The organism is Arthrobacter oryzae (assembly GCF_037911235.1).
GTDB lineage: Bacteria > Actinomycetota > Actinomycetes > Actinomycetales > Micrococcaceae > Arthrobacter > Arthrobacter oryzae_E.
In genome coordinates this window covers 113,636-131,081 of sequence record NZ_JBBLYW010000003.1, presented here as the reverse complement: position 1 = coordinate 131,081, position 17,446 = coordinate 113,636, and the positions used below count along the sequence as shown (strand labels likewise).

Annotated in this window: 15 protein-coding genes; 9 read left to right on the top strand and 6 right to left on the bottom strand. The window is 67.0% G+C overall.

Annotation, left to right across the window (positions count from 1 at the left end; translation table 11 throughout):
• The first annotated feature begins 147 nt into the window (after window positions 1-147).
• Genes araB through araA form a run of 3 tightly spaced genes read left to right on the top strand, consistent with a single transcriptional unit; the run spans window position 148 to window position 4,154 of the window.
• Window positions 148-1,905 carry a ribulokinase gene (araB, locus tag WMN78_RS01010; RefSeq protein ID WP_340531511.1) on the top strand — a complete coding sequence of 586 codons (1,758 nt, stop codon included), beginning with the start codon at window positions 148-150 and terminating at the stop codon, window positions 1,903-1,905.
• Window positions 1,902-2,582, top strand: a complete 681-nt coding sequence (locus WMN78_RS01005; protein WP_340531509.1) for an L-ribulose-5-phosphate 4-epimerase — start codon at window positions 1,902-1,904, stop codon at window positions 2,580-2,582. Before araB ends, WMN78_RS01005 begins: the two co-directional genes overlap by 4 nt.
• Window positions 2,583-2,618: 36 nt before the next feature.
• The gene (gene araA / locus WMN78_RS01000; protein ID WP_340531508.1) at window positions 2,619-4,154 is read left to right on the top strand and encodes an L-arabinose isomerase; all 1,536 of its coding nucleotides are present in this window, start codon (window positions 2,619-2,621) and stop codon (window positions 4,152-4,154) included.
• Between the two features lie 20 nt (window positions 4,155-4,174).
• Here the strand turns inward: araA and WMN78_RS00995 are convergent, their stop codons facing one another.
• Window positions 4,175-5,272 (bottom strand): S1C family serine protease, encoded by a 1,098-nt coding sequence (locus tag WMN78_RS00995; RefSeq protein WP_340531506.1) that lies wholly within the window; start codon window positions 5,270-5,272, stop codon window positions 4,175-4,177.
• A gap of 131 nt (window positions 5,273-5,403) precedes the next feature.
• Between WMN78_RS00995 and WMN78_RS00990 the strand changes: the two genes are divergently transcribed.
• On the top strand, window positions 5,404-6,951 hold the full coding sequence (locus WMN78_RS00990; RefSeq protein ID WP_340531505.1) for an alpha-N-arabinofuranosidase: 1,548 nt from the start codon (window positions 5,404-5,406) through the stop codon (window positions 6,949-6,951).
• Window positions 6,952-6,969: 18 nt separating this feature from the next.
• On the opposite strand, the gene WMN78_RS00985 is transcribed toward WMN78_RS00990, so the two are convergent.
• Window positions 6,970-7,980 carry a family 43 glycosylhydrolase gene (locus WMN78_RS00985; protein WP_340531504.1) on the bottom strand — a complete coding sequence of 337 codons (1,011 nt, stop codon included), beginning with the start codon at window positions 7,978-7,980 and terminating at the stop codon, window positions 6,970-6,972.
• Window positions 7,981-8,129: 149 nt separating this feature from the next.
• On the opposite strand from WMN78_RS00985, the gene WMN78_RS00980 reads away from it, so the two are divergent.
• Entirely contained in the window at window positions 8,130-9,134 is a 1,005-nt protein-coding gene (locus WMN78_RS00980) for a LacI family DNA-binding transcriptional regulator (protein WP_340531503.1), read from the top strand.
• On the opposite strand, the gene WMN78_RS00975 is transcribed toward WMN78_RS00980, so the two are convergent.
• The 4 genes from WMN78_RS00975 to WMN78_RS00960 form a co-directional block, all read right to left on the bottom strand.
• Window positions 9,108-10,301 (bottom strand): fumarylacetoacetate hydrolase family protein, encoded by a 1,194-nt coding sequence (locus WMN78_RS00975; protein ID WP_425341096.1) that lies wholly within the window; start codon window positions 10,299-10,301, stop codon window positions 9,108-9,110. The two genes, WMN78_RS00980 and WMN78_RS00975, sit on opposite strands and share 27 nt — an antisense overlap.
• Window positions 10,298-11,770, bottom strand: a complete 1,473-nt coding sequence (locus WMN78_RS00970; protein ID WP_340531502.1) for an aldehyde dehydrogenase (NADP(+)) — start codon at window positions 11,768-11,770, stop codon at window positions 10,298-10,300. Before WMN78_RS00970 ends, WMN78_RS00975 begins: the two co-directional genes overlap by 4 nt.
• A complete protein-coding gene (locus tag WMN78_RS00965; protein WP_340531501.1) occupies window positions 11,767-13,113 on the bottom strand; it encodes an L-fuconate dehydratase in 1,347 nt (448 codons plus the stop codon). Before WMN78_RS00965 ends, WMN78_RS00970 begins: the two co-directional genes overlap by 4 nt.
• A 150-nt stretch (window positions 13,114-13,263) precedes the next feature.
• Window positions 13,264-13,992 (bottom strand): GntR family transcriptional regulator, encoded by a 729-nt coding sequence (locus WMN78_RS00960; protein ID WP_340531500.1) that lies wholly within the window; start codon window positions 13,990-13,992, stop codon window positions 13,264-13,266.
• Window positions 13,993-14,236: 244 nt separating this feature from the next.
• On the opposite strand from WMN78_RS00960, the gene WMN78_RS00955 reads away from it, so the two are divergent.
• The 4 genes from WMN78_RS00955 to WMN78_RS00940 all read left to right on the top strand — a co-directional run bounded on the left by WMN78_RS00955 (window position 14,237) and on the right by WMN78_RS00940 (window position 17,442).
• Window positions 14,237-15,577 (top strand): MFS transporter, encoded by a 1,341-nt coding sequence (locus WMN78_RS00955; protein WP_340531499.1) that lies wholly within the window; start codon window positions 14,237-14,239, stop codon window positions 15,575-15,577.
• A 96-nt stretch (window positions 15,578-15,673) separates the two neighbouring features.
• Window positions 15,674-16,006 (top strand): metalloregulator ArsR/SmtB family transcription factor, encoded by a 333-nt coding sequence (locus tag WMN78_RS00950; RefSeq protein ID WP_340531498.1) that lies wholly within the window; start codon window positions 15,674-15,676, stop codon window positions 16,004-16,006.
• The gene (locus tag WMN78_RS00945; protein WP_340531497.1) at window positions 15,993-16,970 is read left to right on the top strand and encodes a TIGR03086 family metal-binding protein; all 978 of its coding nucleotides are present in this window, start codon (window positions 15,993-15,995) and stop codon (window positions 16,968-16,970) included. The genes WMN78_RS00950 and WMN78_RS00945 overlap by 14 nt, the downstream gene beginning before the upstream one ends.
• Window positions 16,971-17,001: 31 nt before the next feature.
• Complete coding sequence (locus tag WMN78_RS00940; RefSeq protein WP_340531496.1) at window positions 17,002-17,442, top strand: SRPBCC family protein; 441 nt, start codon at window positions 17,002-17,004, stop codon at window positions 17,440-17,442.
• Window positions 17,443-17,446: the final 4 nt, after the last annotated feature.

Below are 17,446 nucleotides of genomic sequence, written 5' to 3'. Positions count from 1 at the left end.
GCAAATCACAATGTGATTACCGCGGGTGGAGTGCATCCATGCCCGCCATTGCCGCACGCAGGCCCCGCGGTCCGCTTGACGTCAAACTTGTTAGCGCTCACAATTGGTTCAGTCCGCACCGTTGCGGTCAGGTTACTGGAGGACTTCATGGACGTCACAGCAGACGGCAAAGAAAACTACGTTATTGGCGTGGACTACGGCACGCTGTCCGGGCGGGCCGTGGTGGTCCGCGTCCGGGACGGCAAGGAGCTGGGCAGCGGCGTGTTTGAGTACCCGCACGCCGTGGTCACGGACTTCCTGCCGGAAGGCTTGGCCGGCCTACCAGACGGAACAGCCCCGCGGCTTCCCGGGGAATGGGCGCTGCAGGTGCCCAACGATTATCGCGACGTGCTTCGTTACGCCGTGCCGGCGGCGATCACGGACGCGGGGATCGACCCCGCCGCCGTGGTGGGTATCGCCACCGACTTCACTGCCTGCACCATGGTCCCGGTCAAGGCCGACGGCACGCCGTTGAACGAGGTTTCCGGTTTCGCCAACCACCCGCATGCCTACGTGAAGCTCTGGCGCCACCATGCCGCCCAGCCGCAGGCGGACCGGATCAACGCCCTGGCCGCGGACCGCGGCGAAAGCTGGCTGCCGCGCTACGGCGGGCTGATCTCTTCTGAATGGGAGTTCGCCAAGGGGCTGCAGCTGCTGGAGGAGGACCCCGAGGCCTACGCCGCCATGGACCACTGGGTGGAAGCGGCTGACTGGATCGTCTGGCAGCTGTGCGGCAACTACGTCCGCAACGCCTGCACTGCGGGATACAAAGGGATCTACCAGGACGGCCGATACCCGTCCGAGGAATTCCTGTACGCCCTGAACCCGGACTTCAAGGATTTTGTCAGCGCCAAGCTGGCGCACACCATCGGTCGGCTCGGCGATGCAGCCGGCTACCTGACGGCCGAGGCGGCAGCCTGGACGGGGCTGCCGGAAGGTATCGCCGTCGCAGTGGGCAACGTGGACGCGCACGTCACGGCGCCGGCGGCGAAGGCCGTGGAGCCGGGACAGCTGGTGGCCATCATGGGCACCTCCACCTGCCACGTCATGAACGGTGCCGACCTGCGTGAGGTGCCGGGAATGTGCGGCGTCGTTGACGGCGGAATCGTCGACGGGCTGTGGGGTTACGAAGCAGGCCAGAGCGGAGTGGGCGACATCTTCGGCTGGTTCACCACCAACGGGGTCCCGCCCGAATACCACCAGGCTGCCGCGGAACAGGGCCTGGGCATCCACGAATACCTTACGGAACTGGCCTTCCGCCAGGCCATCGGCGAACACGGGCTCATTGCCCTGGACTGGCACTCCGGCAACCGCTCCGTCCTGGTGGACCATGAGCTCTCCGGCGTTGTGGTGGGACAGACCCTCGCCACCCGGCCCGAAGACACGTACCGCGCGCTGCTGGAAGCCACGGCCTTCGGCACGCGCACCATCGTGGACGCCTTCCGCGACTCGGGAGTGCCCGTCAAGGAGTTCATCGTGGCGGGCGGCCTGCTGAAGAACAAGCTGCTCATGCAGATCTACGCGGATGTCACCGGGCTGCAGCTGTCCACCATCGGCTCCGCCCAGGGGCCCGCGCTTGGCTCGGCCATCCATGCTGCCGTCGCCGCAGGGGCGTACACGGACATCCGTGCCGCTGCGGCCGCCATGGGATCGGAGCCCGGCGGGATCTATATTCCAATTCCGGAAAATGTTGCGGCCTACGAAAAGCTCTTCCGGGAGTACCGGACACTGCACGACTACTTCGGCCGCGGCACCAACAGTGTGATGCACCGGCTCAAGGCCATTCAGCGCGCGGCAAAGCCGTCGTTTGCGGCCGTGGCTGAGCCGGCTACCGCTGAACCAGCCGCAGAGGAAGTGTCCGCATGAGCAACCTCCTTGAAACCATCGCCCAGGTCCGCCGCGAGGTCTGCCAGCTGCACGCCGAACTCACCCGTTATGAGCTGGTGGTGTGGACGGCCGGCAATGTATCGGCCCGCGTTCCCGGCCATGACCTGATGGTCATCAAGCCGTCCGGAGTCTCCTACGCGGACCTTACGCCCGAGAGCATGGTGGTCACCGATCTCCACGGCGTCCCCGCGGACGGGGAGTGGGGCAACCCGCCGTTCTCGCCGTCGTCGGACACCGCAGCGCATGCATACGTCTACCGGCATATGCCGGAAGTGGGCGGGGTGGTGCACACCCACTCCACCTACGCCACCGCGTGGGCGGCCCGCGGCGAGGCGATCCCGTGCGTGCTGACCATGATGAGCGACGAATTCGGCGGGAGCATTCCGGTCGGCCCGTTCGCACTGATCGGCGACGATTCGATCGGCCAGGGAATCGTGGAAACGCTCCGGAATTCCACGTCACCGGCGGTCCTGATGCAGAACCACGGACCGTTCACCATCGGTAAGGACGCCCGCTCCGCGGTGAAGGCCGCCGTGATGTGCGAGGAAGTGGCACGCACCGTCCACATCTCCCGCCAGCTGGGCGAACCGCTGCCCATCGACCAGGCCAGCATCGAATCCCTCTACGCCCGCTACCAGAACGTCTACGGCCAGTAGCGCCGCAGCCCGCCCGCTTTCTTCAGGAGAAACCCTATGAGCAACGCCAACAACACGTCCGCCAACAGAACTTCGCTCGGCCACTACGAAGTCTGGTTCCTTACCGGTAGCCAGCACCTGTATGGCGAGGACGTTCTCAAGCAGGTCGCCGCGCAGTCGCAGGAAATTGCCGCGGCCCTCAACGCGTCCGCCGATGTCCCGGTCAAGGTGGTCTGGAAGCCCGTCCTCACGGACTCGGACGCCATCCGCCGCACCGCGCTGGAAGCCAACTCCGACGATGCCGTGATCGGCGTGACGGCCTGGATGCACACCTTCAGCCCGGCCAAGATGTGGATCCAGGGCCTGGACCTGCTCCGGAAACCGCTGCTGCACCTGCACACCCAGGCCAATGTGGAGCTGCCGTGGGCAGACATCGACTTCGACTTCATGAACCTCAACCAGGCCGCGCACGGCGACCGCGAATTCGGCTACATCCAGTCCCGCCTGGGCATTCCCCGCAAAACCGTGGTGGGGCACGTCTCCAACCCGGAAGTTTCCCGGCAGGTCGGCGTGTGGCAGCGCGCGTCGGCCGGGTGGGCCGCCGTGCGCACGCTCAAGCTCACCCGTTTCGGCGACAACATGCGCAACGTGGCCGTCACCGAGGGCGACAAGACCGAGGCCGAGCTGCGCTTCGGCGTCTCGGTGAACACCTGGTCCGTGAACGAGCTCGCCGACGCCGTGCACGGCGCCGCGGAGTCCGACCTCGACGCCCTCGTGGCGGAGTACGAGCGCCTTTACGACGTGGTGCCCGAGTTGAAGGCCGGGGGAGCGCGGCACGAATCGCTGCGCTACAGCGCCCGGATCGAACTCGGCCTGCGCAGTTTCCTCGAGGCCAACGGGTCTGCCGCGTTCACCACCTCGTTTGAGGACCTGGGCGAGCTGCGCCAGCTGCCCGGCATGGCCGTGCAGCGGCTGATGGCCGACGGCTACGGCTTCGGCGCCGAGGGGGACTGGAAGACCGCCATCCTGGTCCGCGCCGCCAAGGTGATGGGCTCAGGCCTGCCCGGCGGCGCCTCGCTCATGGAGGACTACACCTACCACCTGGCTCCCGGGCAGGAGAAAATCCTGGGGGCGCACATGCTGGAAGTCTGCCCATCGCTGACGGCCACGAAACCGCGCGTCGAGATCCACCCGCTGGGCATCGGCGGCAAGGAAGACCCGGTCCGGATGGTGTTCGACACCGACGCCGGTCCGGGCGTGGTGGTGGCGCTCTCCGACATGCGCGACCGCTTCCGCCTCGTGGCGAACGCCGTGGACGTGGTGGACCTGGACGAACCGCTGCCCAACCTGCCGGTGGCCCGGGCGCTATGGTCTCCCAAGCCGGACTTCGCCACTTCCGCCGCAGCCTGGCTCACCGCCGGGGCAGCCCACCACACCGTGCTGTCCACCGCCGTGGGCATTGACGTGTTTGAGGACTTCGCCGAAATTGCGAAGACCGAACTCCTCACCATCGACGAAGGCACCACGATCAAACAGTTCAAGAAGGAACTGAACTGGAACGCGGCCTATTACAAGCTGGCTGGCGGGCTGTAGGAGCAGCCCGCGCTGCCCGGTCAGCCCTCCGCGGCGGGGCGGGCAGCGAGCGTGACTTTGGCTTCCTTCGATTCCGTTCCCCTGCGGTAGGCGACGTTTACCGCCTGGTCCGGACTCTTGCCGCGGAGCTCGGCCAGGAGGTCCTCCGGCGAGGCGATCTCCTTGCCGTCCAGCGCGGTCAGCACGTCCCCGGGCCGGATGCCGGCGCGATCGGCGGGTCCGCCGTCGACCACCGTGAGCACCAGGGCGCCGCGGGTGTCCGGGAGTCCGAGCTGTTCGGCGATCTGGGACGTGATCCCGCCCGGGCGGAGGCCGATGAAGGCGTGGTCCGCCGTGCCGTCCTCGCGCAGCTGTTCCGCCACCCGCACGGCCGTTGCAGCCGGAATAGCGAAGCCCAGCGCCACGGCGCCGGACTGCGGCGGGATGTACGCCTCGCTGATGCCGATCACCTCGCCCCGGGAATTGACGACGGCGCCGCCTGAGTTCCCGGGGCTGATGGCGGCATCGGTCTGGATCAGGTCCACGAGCGACTGGCTGCTGGCTGCCGAGCCCGGGATCTCGCGGTGCAGCCCGGAGATGATGCCCGCTGTTGCGGTGTTTTCAAAGCCCAGCGGCGAGCCGATCACGACCGCCAGTTCTCCCACTCGGGGGAGGTCGGACTGGAACTTCGCCGCAGGAAGCCCGGTGCGCTTGGTCTCCACGAGGGCCAGGTCCGAAATGGGGTCCGTTGCCCTGACGGTGCCGGCGACGCGCTGGCCGTCGGCGAACGCGACCTCCACATCGGTGTTGCCCCGCACCACGTGCTCGTTGGTGAGGATCAGACCCTCGGCGGCGAAGACCACGCCGCTGCCCACGCCTCCATCGGTCAGGACCGTGACAACGGACGGCTGGACGTTCGCCACGATGGACGGAATGTCCGCGGCAGTCAGTGGTGTGCCGGGTTGAGTGCCCGACTGGGCGCCCTGCTGCGCGGTTTGGGCCGGGGTGCTCATCGTCGCGGAAGTGGGACGCGCGCCCGGCGGCGGGCTTGCCGTGCAGGCGGACGTCATGCCGAATACCACTGCCATGCCCAGAGCCAGCCGCGCGCGACCTGACCTTTCCCTGTTCAAGCTGCTCATCAGACTGCCTTTCGTTCGTCGCAGTATCGACGGGTCCGGCATGTCCGCGGCCGACCCTTGACGCCAGCGCCTTCACCCTCAACAATAGATTTCTATAACGTTGTAGAGAACAAGAAAACGAGGATGTTTACGTGAGCACTACCGAATCTGCCGCAGGCAAGACAACCGCCAAGATCACCCTGGACCCGGCCTTCACCGTGGGACCCGTCCGCCGCCGCACCTTCGGCGCGTTCGTGGAGCACCTTGGCCGCTGCGTCTACACCGGCATCTTCGAGCCGGGCCACCCCAAGGCTGACGAGGACGGCTTCCGGACCGATGTCCTGGACCTCACCCGCGAACTCGGCGTGTCCACGGTGCGCTACCCGGGCGGCAACTTCGTCTCCGGCTACCGCTGGGAGGACGGCGTGGGGCCGGTGGAGCAGCGCCCGGCGCGCCTTGACCTGGCCTGGCACTCCACCGACCCCAACCATGTGGGCGTGGACGAATTCGCCAAATGGTCCGTCAAGGCCGGCGTCGAGCCGATGATGGCCGTGAACCTGGGCACCCGCGGGACCCAGGAAGCACTGGACCTGCTGGAGTACTGCAACATCGACGGCGGGACGGCCTTCTCCGACCAGCGCCGGGAAAACGGGGCGGAAACCGGCTACGGCATCAAAATGTGGTGCCTGGGCAACGAGATGGACGGCTTCTGGCAGATCGGCCACAAGAACGCCACGGAATACGGCCGGCTCGCCGCCGACACCGCCCGGGCGATGCGGATGGTGGAGCCGGACCTGGAGCTGGTGGCCTGCGGCAGTTCCGCCCCCACCATGGACACTTTCGGCGAGTGGGAGCGCGTGGTCCTCACCGAGACCTACGACCTCGTGGACCTGATCTCGGCACACCAGTACTTCGAGGACTTCGGCGACCTGCAGGAACACCTCTCGTCCGGTCACCGGATGGAGGCATTCATCAAGGACATCGTGGCGCACATTGATCACGTGAAGTCCGTCAAGAAGTCCGCCAAACAGGTGAACATCTCCTTCGATGAGTGGAACGTCTGGCACATGAGCCGCGACGAATCCAAGGCCCCCACGGGCAAGGACTGGCCCGTTGCGCCCGTGCTGCTGGAGGACCGCTACACCGTGGCGGACGCCGTGGTGGTGGGCGACCTGCTGATTACGCTGCTCCGCAACACCGACCGTGTGCACTCCGCCAGCCTCGCGCAGCTGGTCAACGTCATTGCCCCCATCATGACCGAGCCCGGCGGCCGCGCCTGGAAGCAGACCACCTTCCACCCGTTCGCCCTGACGTCGGAGCACGCCAGGGGCACGGTGCTGCAGCTCGCCGTGGAATCCCCGCTGCTCAGCGGCGGAAAGACGGCGGACTTCGCCGCGCTGTCCGCCGTTGCCACCTTCGACGCCGACTCCGGCGAGGCTGTGGTGTTTGCCGTGAACCGCTCGGCGACCGACCCGCTGACGCTGGATGCCGCCGTCGCCGGGCTGGGAAGCATGAAGGTTGTTGAGGCGGTCACCTACGCCAACAAGGACCCGTACTGGCAGGCGACGGCGGACGATTCCACCTCGGTGCTGCCCGGCGAAAACGTCAGCGTAAAGCTCGACGGCGGCCGGCTCAGCGCCGAGCTCCCCGCGGTGTCCTGGAGCATGATCCGCCTGGCCGTCGACGGCGCTGCAGGCTAGGCCGAGGACGCGGCGGAACTAGGTCTCCAGCAGCGCCGGATCGAGGTGAACGGGGGCGTCCAGGTTGCGTGTGCAGACCAGGACGTCCCCTTCCACGTGCAGACGCGCCGCGTGGATGCTGGTCCGCTGTTCACGGACCGCCCGGGCCGGATCCTCCAGGCCGCTCACCATTTCGGTGTCCTGCCACTCGGGATGCGTGAAATAGAAGATATAGGCATGGCCGCCCTGTGTCACCACATCCGCATGCCTCCCGTAAGTGGCGTCGTCCGCCCCGGTGCCGGGAGAGTCCAAAATGAGGCCGTTGTTGGCCATCTGCCGGGTCCAGTCGAGGCCGTCGGCCGAGCGGTACACGGCCTGGCCGCGCCATTCGTCCACCACCATCCAGTACCAGCCGCCCAGGCGGAACACGTTGGGCCCTTCGTGGGCGGGCAGCCCGATGACCTGCCCTTCTGCACGCCAGCGGCCGCCGTCGGACGGTTCTTTCCGGGCCGCCGGTTCCTCCCGGACCGCCGACCAGGTGGTGGAGCCGTCCACCTCATCCTTGAACCAGAGCCGCGGACGCCCGTCCGCCACGATGGCGAAGGCCGCATCGATGACGTTCTCCGAGCCCACGTCCACCCGGTTTTTGAAGGTCCATTGCTCCAGATCGGGGCTGGTGAAGTGCACCAGCCGGCGCCGGGTCTGCTCCGCCCAGGTGCCGGGAGCGCCCGCGCCCCAGGTCAGGAACATGTGATATCTGCCGTTATGCCAGACCACCTCCGGGGCCCAGTGGGTGTTCAGCCCGGGAGCGTCTTCCGGATCAAGCCCCTCCACCACGCCGCGGTACTGCCAGGTTGCGCCGGCGTCGGAGGAGACGGCAATTCCGATCCGGGTGCCGGTGATCCAGTCCACGCCGCCGGTGGTGAGGGTGGCGCGGCGGGCGGTGTAGAACATCCACCACTCGGCAGTGCCGCGGCGGTGAATAACCGTAGGATCGGCAGCACCGTCGAAGACCGGGCAGCGGAAGAGGGGTGACGGGGCAGATGGCATTGCAGTTCCTTCGCGTGTCCAGGCCTTATGCCGGCTCGGGGGCGGCAGCCGCAGCCATTCTATAACGTTGCATATCGCGCGGACAGGGCAAAAGCCGGGCGGGTCTGCAACGATGTAGCTGAAAGTGTTGACGGGGAAGGGAATCACCTGTGGCTGTGACCATGAACGACGTTGCGCGCGCCGCCGGCGTCTCGTTGAAGACGGTGTCGAATGTGCTCAACGACTACGAGTTCATCAGGCCCGCCACCAAGCAGAAGGTGCTGGATGCGATTGCGGAACTCGGTTACGAAGCCAACCTGACGGCACGCAGCCTGCGCTCCGGGAAGACCCGGATGCTGGGGCTGGTGCTGTCCGATCTCTCCATCCCCTACTACGCCGAGCTCGCATCCCGGTTGATGACAGTAGCCGGCGGCCGCGGCTACCGCGTCTTGGTGGAACAGTCCGGAGCCACGGCCGCGCATGAGTTGAGTGCGCTCCAGGGACCCTTCCGCCAGTTGACGGACGGCCTGCTGTTCACCCCGCTGGCCCTCGACGCCGGAACCATCGCCGCGCACCGGGGCACCAAGCCGGTGGTGATGCTGGGGGAGCACATCGCGGATCCGCGGTTCGACCTGGTGACCATGAAGAATGCCGAAGCGGCTGCGGCAATCACCGCCCATCTCCTGGCGGGCGGCCGCCGCCGCATCGCCGTCCTGGGTGCGGCGGCCGGAGACACGGCGGACAGTCCCGGCCTGCGGCTGACCGGCTACCGGGCGGCGCTGGAAGCCGCGGGAGTGGAGTTTGATCCCGCCCTGGTGGTGCAGTGCGACTGGCGCCGTGATGCCGGAGCCTCCGCGGTGGCCGGCCTGCTGGACAGCGGAATCCGGTTCGATGCGGTTTTTGGCCTGAACGACACCGTGGCCCTGGGCGCCATGCATGAGCTCCTGATCCGGGGCCTCAAACTGCCGGACGACGTGGCAGTGGCGGGCTTTGACGACATCGACGAGGCACGCTTCGCCTCGCCGGCCCTGACTACGGTGTCGCCCGGCATGGAAGAAATCGCCGAGCGGTCCATCCAGCTGCTCATCGACCGGATCGAAGGCGCGGAGACAGCCGCCGAGGGGCTCCATGTCGAGGCCGGCTTCGAGCTAAAAGTGCGGGACTCGGCTCCCTAAGTGCTCCTGCGCTGCAAGGTAACCGAACAGCTGTCGCAGCCCGAAGTTCCATGGCGGAAGTTCTTCGGCGGCACCCACGGTGTTGACCAGGGCGCCGAGGTGGCGGCTGCGGATGGTTACCACGTCCCCCATCTTGTGGGTGAAACCCTGGCCCGGTTCGTCCCGGTCCTGCGTGGGTGCGAAGAGCGTGCCCGTAAAGAGTGCGAACCCGTCAGGGTACTGGTGGTGCCGGCCGAAGGTGGCTGCCACCAGCTCCTGGAACGGGCGGCTGATCCGGGCCACGGTGTTCCGGCCTTCCAGCTGGTAGCCGTCCGTGCCCTCCACGCGGAGCAGGATCTCCTCCTGCCGCAGGGTCTCGAGGGTGAATCCGCCGTCGAACAGCCGGATCAGCGGCCCCAGCGCGCTGGAGGCATTGTTGTCCTTGGCCTTTCCCAGGAGCAAGGCACTTCGCCCTTCAATGTCGCGGAGGTTCACGTCGTTGCCGAGCGTCGCGCCCACAACCTTGCCCGTTGACGTGGCGATCAGCACCAGCTCCGGCTCCGGGTTGTTCCAGGAGGAGAACGACGGAATCCCGATCCCGGCGCCCAGCCCCACCGAGGACAGCACCGGTGCCTTGGTGAAGACCTCGGGGTCGGGGCCGATGCCCACCTCGAGGTACTGCGACCACAGCCCTTCGGCGATCAGCACCTTCTTGGCCTCGCCGGCCTCGGGGGAGCCCGGCCGTATCGCGCCGATGCTGCCGCCGAGCGCACTGCCCACACGTTCCCGCATTTCGGCGGCCCTGCCGGCGTCTCCGCCGCAGCGCTCCTCGATGACGCGCTCGATCATGCTGTCCACGAAGGTCACCCCGCAGGCCTTGATGACCTGAAGGTCCACGGGCGCCAGCAGGTGCGGACGCGCCGTGTCCTGTGTCAGGGATGCGCCGACGACGTCCGCCGTCTTCCAGCGCGCCGCGGTCATGGCCGAACGCACCTCCGCCGCCGGTTCCGGACGTTCCAGCAGCTCCGACACCGTGCCGGCGAGGTGCTGCAGGTCGAACACATCCTCGCCCCGCACCGCCACTACCCGAGGGCCCGAGGTTTCCACATCCCAAAGACGGCCGACGAGCAGGGCGTCCTCCGCGTCCTCCGGAAGAACGGCAGCGACCGACGCCGACAGCGCCGTCACAGCTGCCCCTCCTGCCGGCCGGCAGGTCGCTGCCAGACGCCGTCGACCCGTTGCGGGACGTTCCACGGGTTCGCATCCTGCAGCGGTTCGGGCAGCCGCGGCTGAGGGAAGGACTGGAAGGCCACCGGCCGCAGGAACCGCCGGATGGCGGCTGTTCCCACGGAGGTGGTGCCCGACGTCGTGGCCGGGTACGGCCCGCCGTGGTGCTGGGCGTAACTGACCGTGACGCCGGTGGGCCAGCCGTTCCAGAGCAGCCGTCCGCTGATGTCCGCGAGCCTGCCGGCGAGCTCGGCGACGTCGTCCTCGGCTTCCGCCTGCAGGGTGGTGGTCAGCTGGCCCTCCAGGAGCCCGGCCAGGGCAGCGAGTTCGGAGTCATCGCCGTACTGCACCACCAGGCTGGCGGGCCCGAACATCTCCTGGCGGAGGATCCCGGGATTCCGGCGGACCGCGTCGGAGGTCGTCAGCAGGACGGTGGGTGCCGGAGTCTCGGCGAAATCGCCGTCGAGCAGTACCTGGACGCCCGCCGTGTCCCGCAGCCCGGCAACTGCGTGCCGGAACCCTTCGTGCAGCCGCTCGCTGAGGAGCTGCGCCGGGGTGAAGTCCTCGAGGGCCTTCCGGAGGCTGTCCCGGACCTCGTCAGTGTGCCCGGCGGGGACGAACAGCACGCCCGGCTTGGTGCAGAACTGTCCCATGCCCAAGGTGAAGGAGCCGGCGTAGCCGGCCAGGATCTCCTCGCGGCGCGCGGACCAGGCGCTGCCGGTGACGAAAACGGCATTGATGCCGCCCAGCTCTCCGAAGAAGGGGATCGGCTCCGGCCGCGCGGCCGCGCGGTCGAACAGTGCCCGGCCGCCCGCCGTCGAACCCGTGAACCCGATGGCCTTCACCAGTGGGTGGTCAACCAGGGCTTCCGCAGCCTGGCGTCCGGTGACCAGGGAGAAGAGGCCCGACGGCGCCCCGGCGGCTTCGAGCGCGGCGGTCACCGTTTCGGCGGTGCGGACCGCAAGTTCCCGGTGGCCGTCGTGCGCCTTGTGGACGACGGCGCAGCCGGCCGCCAGGGCCGACGCCGAATCGCCGCCCATCACGCTGAAGGCGAAGGGGAAGTTGGACGCCCCGAAGACTCCGACGACGCCGAGCGGGACGTTGTAGCGGCGAAGGTCCGGCCGCGGCCCCATGCCCCAGGCGGCATCGTCATGGTCGATGGTGGCGTCGAAGTGCTCGCCGCGGCGGATCTCCTCGGCGAAAAGGCGGAGCTGGAAGACGGTGCGCTTCAGCTCGCCCTGGAGTCGCGCTTCAGCGAGGTGCGTTTCCCCGGCCGCGATCCCAACGAGGGCCGCGGCGTCTCCTTCCAGGCCGGAGGCCACCGCTTCGAGCCAGGCTGCCCGTGTTCCGGGACCTGCCAGACGGGCTTTTTCGAAGGCTGCGTGGGCGGCCTCGACGGATGCGTTCAGCTCTTCTGCCGTAGTGTTCATCGGCCGGTTCCTGCGGGTGCGAGGCGGGCGCCGGTGACGGCGGCTCGGTTTCCCACTTCATGCCACCCTGCGCCGGAAGGGAATTCCCAGCGCGTCCGGGAGGCGCTGAGCATTTCGGCCCCCGTGCCCGGGAGTTCCGGGGCAGCATAGCGTCCGCCCACGATCCGGACCGGTTCGGCGAAGTGTTCGTGGAGGTGGTCCACATATTCGATCATGCGGCCGTCCTGGCTTCCGGTGATGGCCGCGTAGTCGAAGAAGGAGAAGTGCTGGACAAGCTCGCACAGGCCCACACCGCCGGCGTGGGGGCAAACGGGGACGCCGAACTTGGCGGCGAGCAGCAGGTTGGCGATGTTCTCGTTGACGCCGCCCACTCTGGTGGAATCGAGCTGCAAGACGTCGATGGCTCCGGCTTGGAGCAGCTGCTTGAACACAATGCGGCTGGCCACGGCCTCACCGGTGGCGACGCGGACCGGAGCGACACCCTTCCGGATCTCCGCATGCCCCAGGATGTCGTCGGTGCTGGTGGGCTCCTCGATCCAGTAGGGGCTGAACTCGGCCAGCTGGTTGACCCATTCAATGGCCTCGGACACTTCCCAGCGCTGGTTGGCGTCGATGGCGATGGGGAGGCTGCCCACGGCCTCCCGGGCGAGGGACATGCGGCGGCGGTCGTCCGCGATGTCGCCGCCCACCTTGAGCTTGATCATGGAGAACCCGGCGGCTGCCGCTTCCTTGCTGAGCCGGACCAGCTTCTCGTCGCTGTAGCCCAGCCACCCGGGCGAGGTGGTGTAGGCGGGGTAGCCGTCCGCCCTGAGGCTTGCGATGCGGGCCGCCTTGCCGTCCTGGCCTGCCCGCAGGATGTCCAGGGCCTGCTGCGGATTCAGGGCGTCACGGATATGGGTGAAGTCGACGACGTCAACAATCTCTTCCGGGGACATTTCGCTCAGGAGCAGCCAGAGAGGCTTGTTTTCGCGGCGGGCCCGGATGTCCCAGAGGGCGCTGACCAACGCGCCGGCCGCCATCTGGGTGACGCCCTTTTCCGGGCCGAGCCAGCGGAGTTGCGAGTCGTGGATGAGTCGTTTTGAGGCGTTGCCCAGGTCGTAGATCAGTTCGTCGATGTCCCGGCCCCGCAGGAGCTCCGCGTAGGAGTTGATGGCCGCCGTGAGGATTTCGCTGCCGCGGCCGCAGCTGAACACAAAGCCGTGGCCTTCATCGCCCGCATCGGTGCGGATGACGACGTAAGCGGCGGAGTAGTCGGGGTCAACGTTGACCGCGTCGGACCCATCGAGTTCCAGGGACGTGGGAAAGCGGACGTCCTGGGTGGTGATGGAAGTGATGGAAGGCATGGATCTCTTCTCTCGGATTGAACTGGAGGGTGTGCATGATTTCCTATATGAATTTCAATAATCATATAGGAACTGTGATCCAGATCAAGTGCCGGGGGCAAAAAAGAGCCCCGGCCGCTGGGTGAACTGCTCAGCGGCCGGGGCTTTGTTCTAATCGACGATGTGCCGCCTGGGCGGGCCGCTGTCCTGCAGCGGCGCGAGGTCGGCGTGGCCTTCGAAGGCCTGGGCAAAGCGGGCAAACGAGTTACGGATGTGCTCCGCCATGGCCGCTTCGGCCTGTTCCGGCTGGCAGGCCTTGATGGCCTCGCGGACCGCCGAATGCTCCGCGACGGTGATGGCTCCGTCGACGTCGGCCGGGTAGAGGCGGAAGGTGTGCAGGTGGCAGTGGGTCTGCGCGAACGCGTGGCGGACCACGGTGTTGCCGGCGGCGGCGAGGATCGTGTCGTGGAACCGGGTGTCGTGGGCCACCAGGTCCTGCCGCAGGTCGCCGTCGGACTTCATGGCGCCGCGGAACGCCGCAATTTCCTTCTCGAGGGCGGCCGCGGGGTTGGCCAGCCGGTCAATGGCTGCCGAGCGGGCGGCCCAGGGCTCCACCAGCAGCCGAAATTCAAAGAGGGAACGCAGTTCGGCCAGATCCAACAGGGGTGTTGTGCTGTAGCCCTTGCCGGGGTTGTAGACCACCAGGTTGTCGCCCTCCAGTCGTTGCAGCACCTCGCGCACCGGCGTCTGCGAAACGCCCAGGCTCCGCGAAACGGCGTCGATGTTGATCCGGGTGCCGGGCGCGATTTCGCCTTCGAGGATGGAGGCGCGCATCGACGAATACACATCGCTGACGGCGGCTTTGCCTCGGGAGATATCGGAAGACTGACGTGGGGGCACGCGCTGACCTCTTAGTGCTGGTTGGGTGTGTTGTCCGGGTTGGAGTCGCTGGGGGAATCATATTCCACCGGACCTTCCGCCGCCCCGGCAGGCGCTGCTGCAGGCGATTTTCTGAGGGGGCTTGATCTGCATCACGTTTTCTATATGATTAACCAGATTCCTATATGATTTGGCACCGATATCTTCGGTGTCTTCCCCCGGTGCCACAGGCGCCCGAAGCCATGTTTACGTCGAAGGAGACCACATGACTGCGCTCGGAAGTAAAGTTGCCAGTACGTCATCCCTCAAAAATCCCCGCACCATGACCCGGAAGCGCTGGGTCATTATCTGGCTGGCCTTCATCGGGTTGAGCATCAACTACCTGGACCGGTCCAGCCTTAGCGTTGCCCTGCCCTTCATGGGCAAGGACTTCGAATTGACCGCCACCCAGCAGGGCCTCATCTTTGCCGCCTTCTTCTGGGCCTACGACTTCTGCCAGCTGGCGGCCGGCTGGTACGTGGACAAAGTGGGGCCGCGCAGGTCGTTCTCGCTGGCGGCTGTCTGGTGGTCCATCTTCACGATGGTGACCGCCGCGGCGACGAACTTCTGGTCCCTGTTCGCGGCCCGCTTCCTCCTGGGCGTCGGCGAAAGTCCTGCGCCCAGCACCGCAGCCAAGGTGGTGGCCACCTGGTTCCCGGTCCGTGAACGGGCGTTCGCCACCAGCATCTGGGACTCGGGTTCCCGCGTGGGGGCCGTGATCGCGCTGCCCATCGTCACCCTGATCGTGGCGCTGACCTCATGGCATGCGGTGTTCATCATCATCGGCGTTGCCGGCATTATCTGGGCCGCGGTCTGGTGGAAGGTGTACCGCAGCCCCCAGGAGCACCCCGGCGCCAATGCCGCCGAGGTGGCCTACATCGAGGAGGGCGGCGCCCGCGGTGAAGGCAGCGACGACGCCAACGCCGCCAAGCTGCCCTGGCGCTCACTCTTCAAGTACCGCACCATCCTCAGCATGATGTTCGGCTTCTTCTGCCTGAACAGCGCCATCTACTTCTTCATCACCTTCTTCCCGAGCTACCTCGTCAAGGAACGCGGCTTCGACCTGCTCAAGCTGGGCTTCTTCGGTGCCATCCCCGGCATCTGCGCGGTGCTGTGCGGCTGGCTGGGCGGATACCTGGCCGACCGCGCCGTACGCAGCGGCGTCCCCGTCACCAAGGTCCGCAAGGCCACCATCGCCGGCGGCCTGATCGGCGGCTCCGTGATCATGTTCGCCGCCCTCGTTCCGGAAGCCTGGATGGCACTGGCGCTGCTCTCGGTCGCCTACTCAAGCCTCACCGTCGCGGCAACCGGCATCTGGTCGCTGCCCGCGGATGTTGCCCCGAGCTCCAGGCACGTCGGATCCATCGGCGGCCTGCAGAACTTCGCCTCCAACCTGGCCGGCATCTTCACCCCGATCCTGATCGGCGTGCTGGTGGACCAGACCGGTTCCTTCGTGGCCCCGCTGGCGGTCATCGGAGCCGTCTCCCTCGTGGGCGCCGCCAACTACCTCTTTGTCATGGGCAAGATTGAGCCCCTGAAGGTCAAGGAGCCCGCAGCCGTGGTGTAACCGTGGAAAGGGCGGCGGCAATCCGGAGGGGTTGCCGCCGCCCTTTTGCATGCCCGGCCCTTGCTTAATGCGTTAGTGACAACTAACGTATTTTCTGTGCCTGATCTTCTGGAAGTTGCAACGGAGCCCAACAGGCGGGCGCTGCTTAGGCTACTGGCAGAGGGGGAGAGGACTGTCACCGAACTGTCCGGCCATTTTCCGGTCAGCAGGTCGGCAATTTCCCAGCACCTGCTGCTTCTCTCGGAAGTGGGGCTGGTGACCGCCCGGAAAGACGGGCGGAACAGGTACTACCGACTGGACGGCGCCGGGATGGTCCGGCTGCGTGAACAATTCGAGGCTTTCTGGACAACCGAACTGGACCTGCTGGTGGCCGACGCCGGCCGGCCGGGCCAGCAACCACCGCAAGGGAATTCTGATGACATTCAATAAGACAGTATTCATTCCTGTTGACCCGGACGCGGCCTTCGCGCTCATCACACAGCCGGAGCGGCTGCGGCGCTGGCAGGCTGTTGCGGCGCGGGTGGATCTTCGCGTGGGCGGCGACTACCGCTGGACCATCACCCCGGGGCACTCCGCGACGGGCAGTTTCACCGAAGTTCAGCCCGGGAAGCGGATCGTCTTCACCTGGGGATGGGAAGGCGACGCCGGGCTGCCGCCGGGAGCGTCGACGGTGACGGTGAACCTGGAAGCTGTCGAGGGTGGAACCACTGTCCAGCTCATTCACGAGGGATTGTCGGAACAGCAGGAGGCGGGCCACGCCGAAGGCTGGAACCATTTCCTCGAGCGCCTCGTCCTGCTTGCCGCCAGCGGAGATGCCGGCCCGGACGAGTGGGCTGCTGCCCCGGACCCCATTGACGAACTCTCCAGCGCCGAGGCGGCCCTGGCGGTGGCCCAGCGGGTCCTCCGCGAGGTGGGGGAATCGGACCTGGGTTCAGCGACCCCCTGCGGGGACTTCACCGTCGCCGGCCTCCTTGACCATCTGTTCGGCTCGATCGCTTCAATCGGCACGGCGCTCGGCGTGACGGTGCCTGATCAGCAGTCTGCGACGCCGGAGGTCCGGATTGCCGATGCTGCGCAGGCCACCCTGGAGGCTTTCCGCGTCCGGGGCACGGAGGGAACCCTGGACATGGGCTTCGCCGAACTGCCGGCAACCGTCGTTGCCAACATCCTGAACCTGGAACTGCTGGTCCACGCCTGGGACTTCGCCAGGGCAACCGGCCAGGAGCTCAGCGTTACGCCGGTCCTTTCCGACTACGTGCTGGGTCTCGCCCGGAACACCATCAGCCCCCAGATGCGCGGCAAGAGCTTCGCCGAGGAAACCATTGTTGATGAATCGGCGGCAAGCCTGGAACGCCTGGTTGCCTTCACCGGCCGGCAGGTTGCCGGGCGATGAAGCCGCGAGTCCCGGGGGAAAGGTGCCGGAAATGGTTGATGTGGTGACGGAAATCGAGATCCGCCGTCCGCCCGAAGCTGTCTACGCTTACGCGGCCAACCCGGATAACGCGCCCGCCTGGTATAGCAACATCCAGGCCGTCAGCTGGGAAACTGACCCGCCGCTGGCCGTGGGCTCCAAGGTGGCGTTCAGGGCGGAGTTCCTCGGAAGGACACTGGAATACGTCTACGAATTTACCGAGCTGGACCACGGCAGAAAGCTGGTCATGCGCACGGCCCAGGGCCCGTTCCCTATGCAGACCACCTACACGTGGGCGGACGCCGGCGGAGGTTCCACCCGGATGACCCTGCGCAACACCGGAACGCCGGCGGGTTTCTCCGCCGTCGCCGGCCTGGTGATGACGCCGATGATGCGACGCGCCATGCGCAAGGACCTGGCAAAGCTGAAATCCGTCCTCGAAGCCGGGCTGTAAGACA

Bases quoted from the DNA above. Each gene is read 5' to 3' on its own strand.
- araA (WP_340531508.1), top strand. From the start codon at position 2,619: ATGAGCAACGCCAACAACACGTCCGCCAACAGAACTTCGCTCGGCCAC.
- WMN78_RS01005 (WP_340531509.1), top strand. From the start codon at position 1,902: ATGAGCAACCTCCTTGAAACCATCGCCCAGGTCCGCCGCGAGGTCTGC.
- WMN78_RS00970 (WP_340531502.1), bottom strand. From the start codon at position 11,770: ATGAACACTACGGCAGAAGAGCTGAACGCATCCGTCGAGGCCGCCCAC.
- araB (WP_340531511.1), top strand. From the start codon at position 148: ATGGACGTCACAGCAGACGGCAAAGAAAACTACGTTATTGGCGTGGAC.
- WMN78_RS00965 (WP_340531501.1), bottom strand. From the start codon at position 13,113: ATGCCTTCCATCACTTCCATCACCACCCAGGACGTCCGCTTTCCCACG.
- WMN78_RS00955 (WP_340531499.1), top strand. From the start codon at position 14,237: ATGACTGCGCTCGGAAGTAAAGTTGCCAGTACGTCATCCCTCAAAAAT.
- WMN78_RS00940 (WP_340531496.1), top strand. From the start codon at position 17,002: ATGGTTGATGTGGTGACGGAAATCGAGATCCGCCGTCCGCCCGAAGCT.
- WMN78_RS00995 (WP_340531506.1), bottom strand. From the start codon at position 5,272: ATGAGCAGCTTGAACAGGGAAAGGTCAGGTCGCGCGCGGCTGGCTCTG.
- WMN78_RS00985 (WP_340531504.1), bottom strand. From the start codon at position 7,980: ATGCCATCTGCCCCGTCACCCCTCTTCCGCTGCCCGGTCTTCGACGGT.
- WMN78_RS00945 (WP_340531497.1), top strand. From the start codon at position 15,993: ATGACATTCAATAAGACAGTATTCATTCCTGTTGACCCGGACGCGGCC.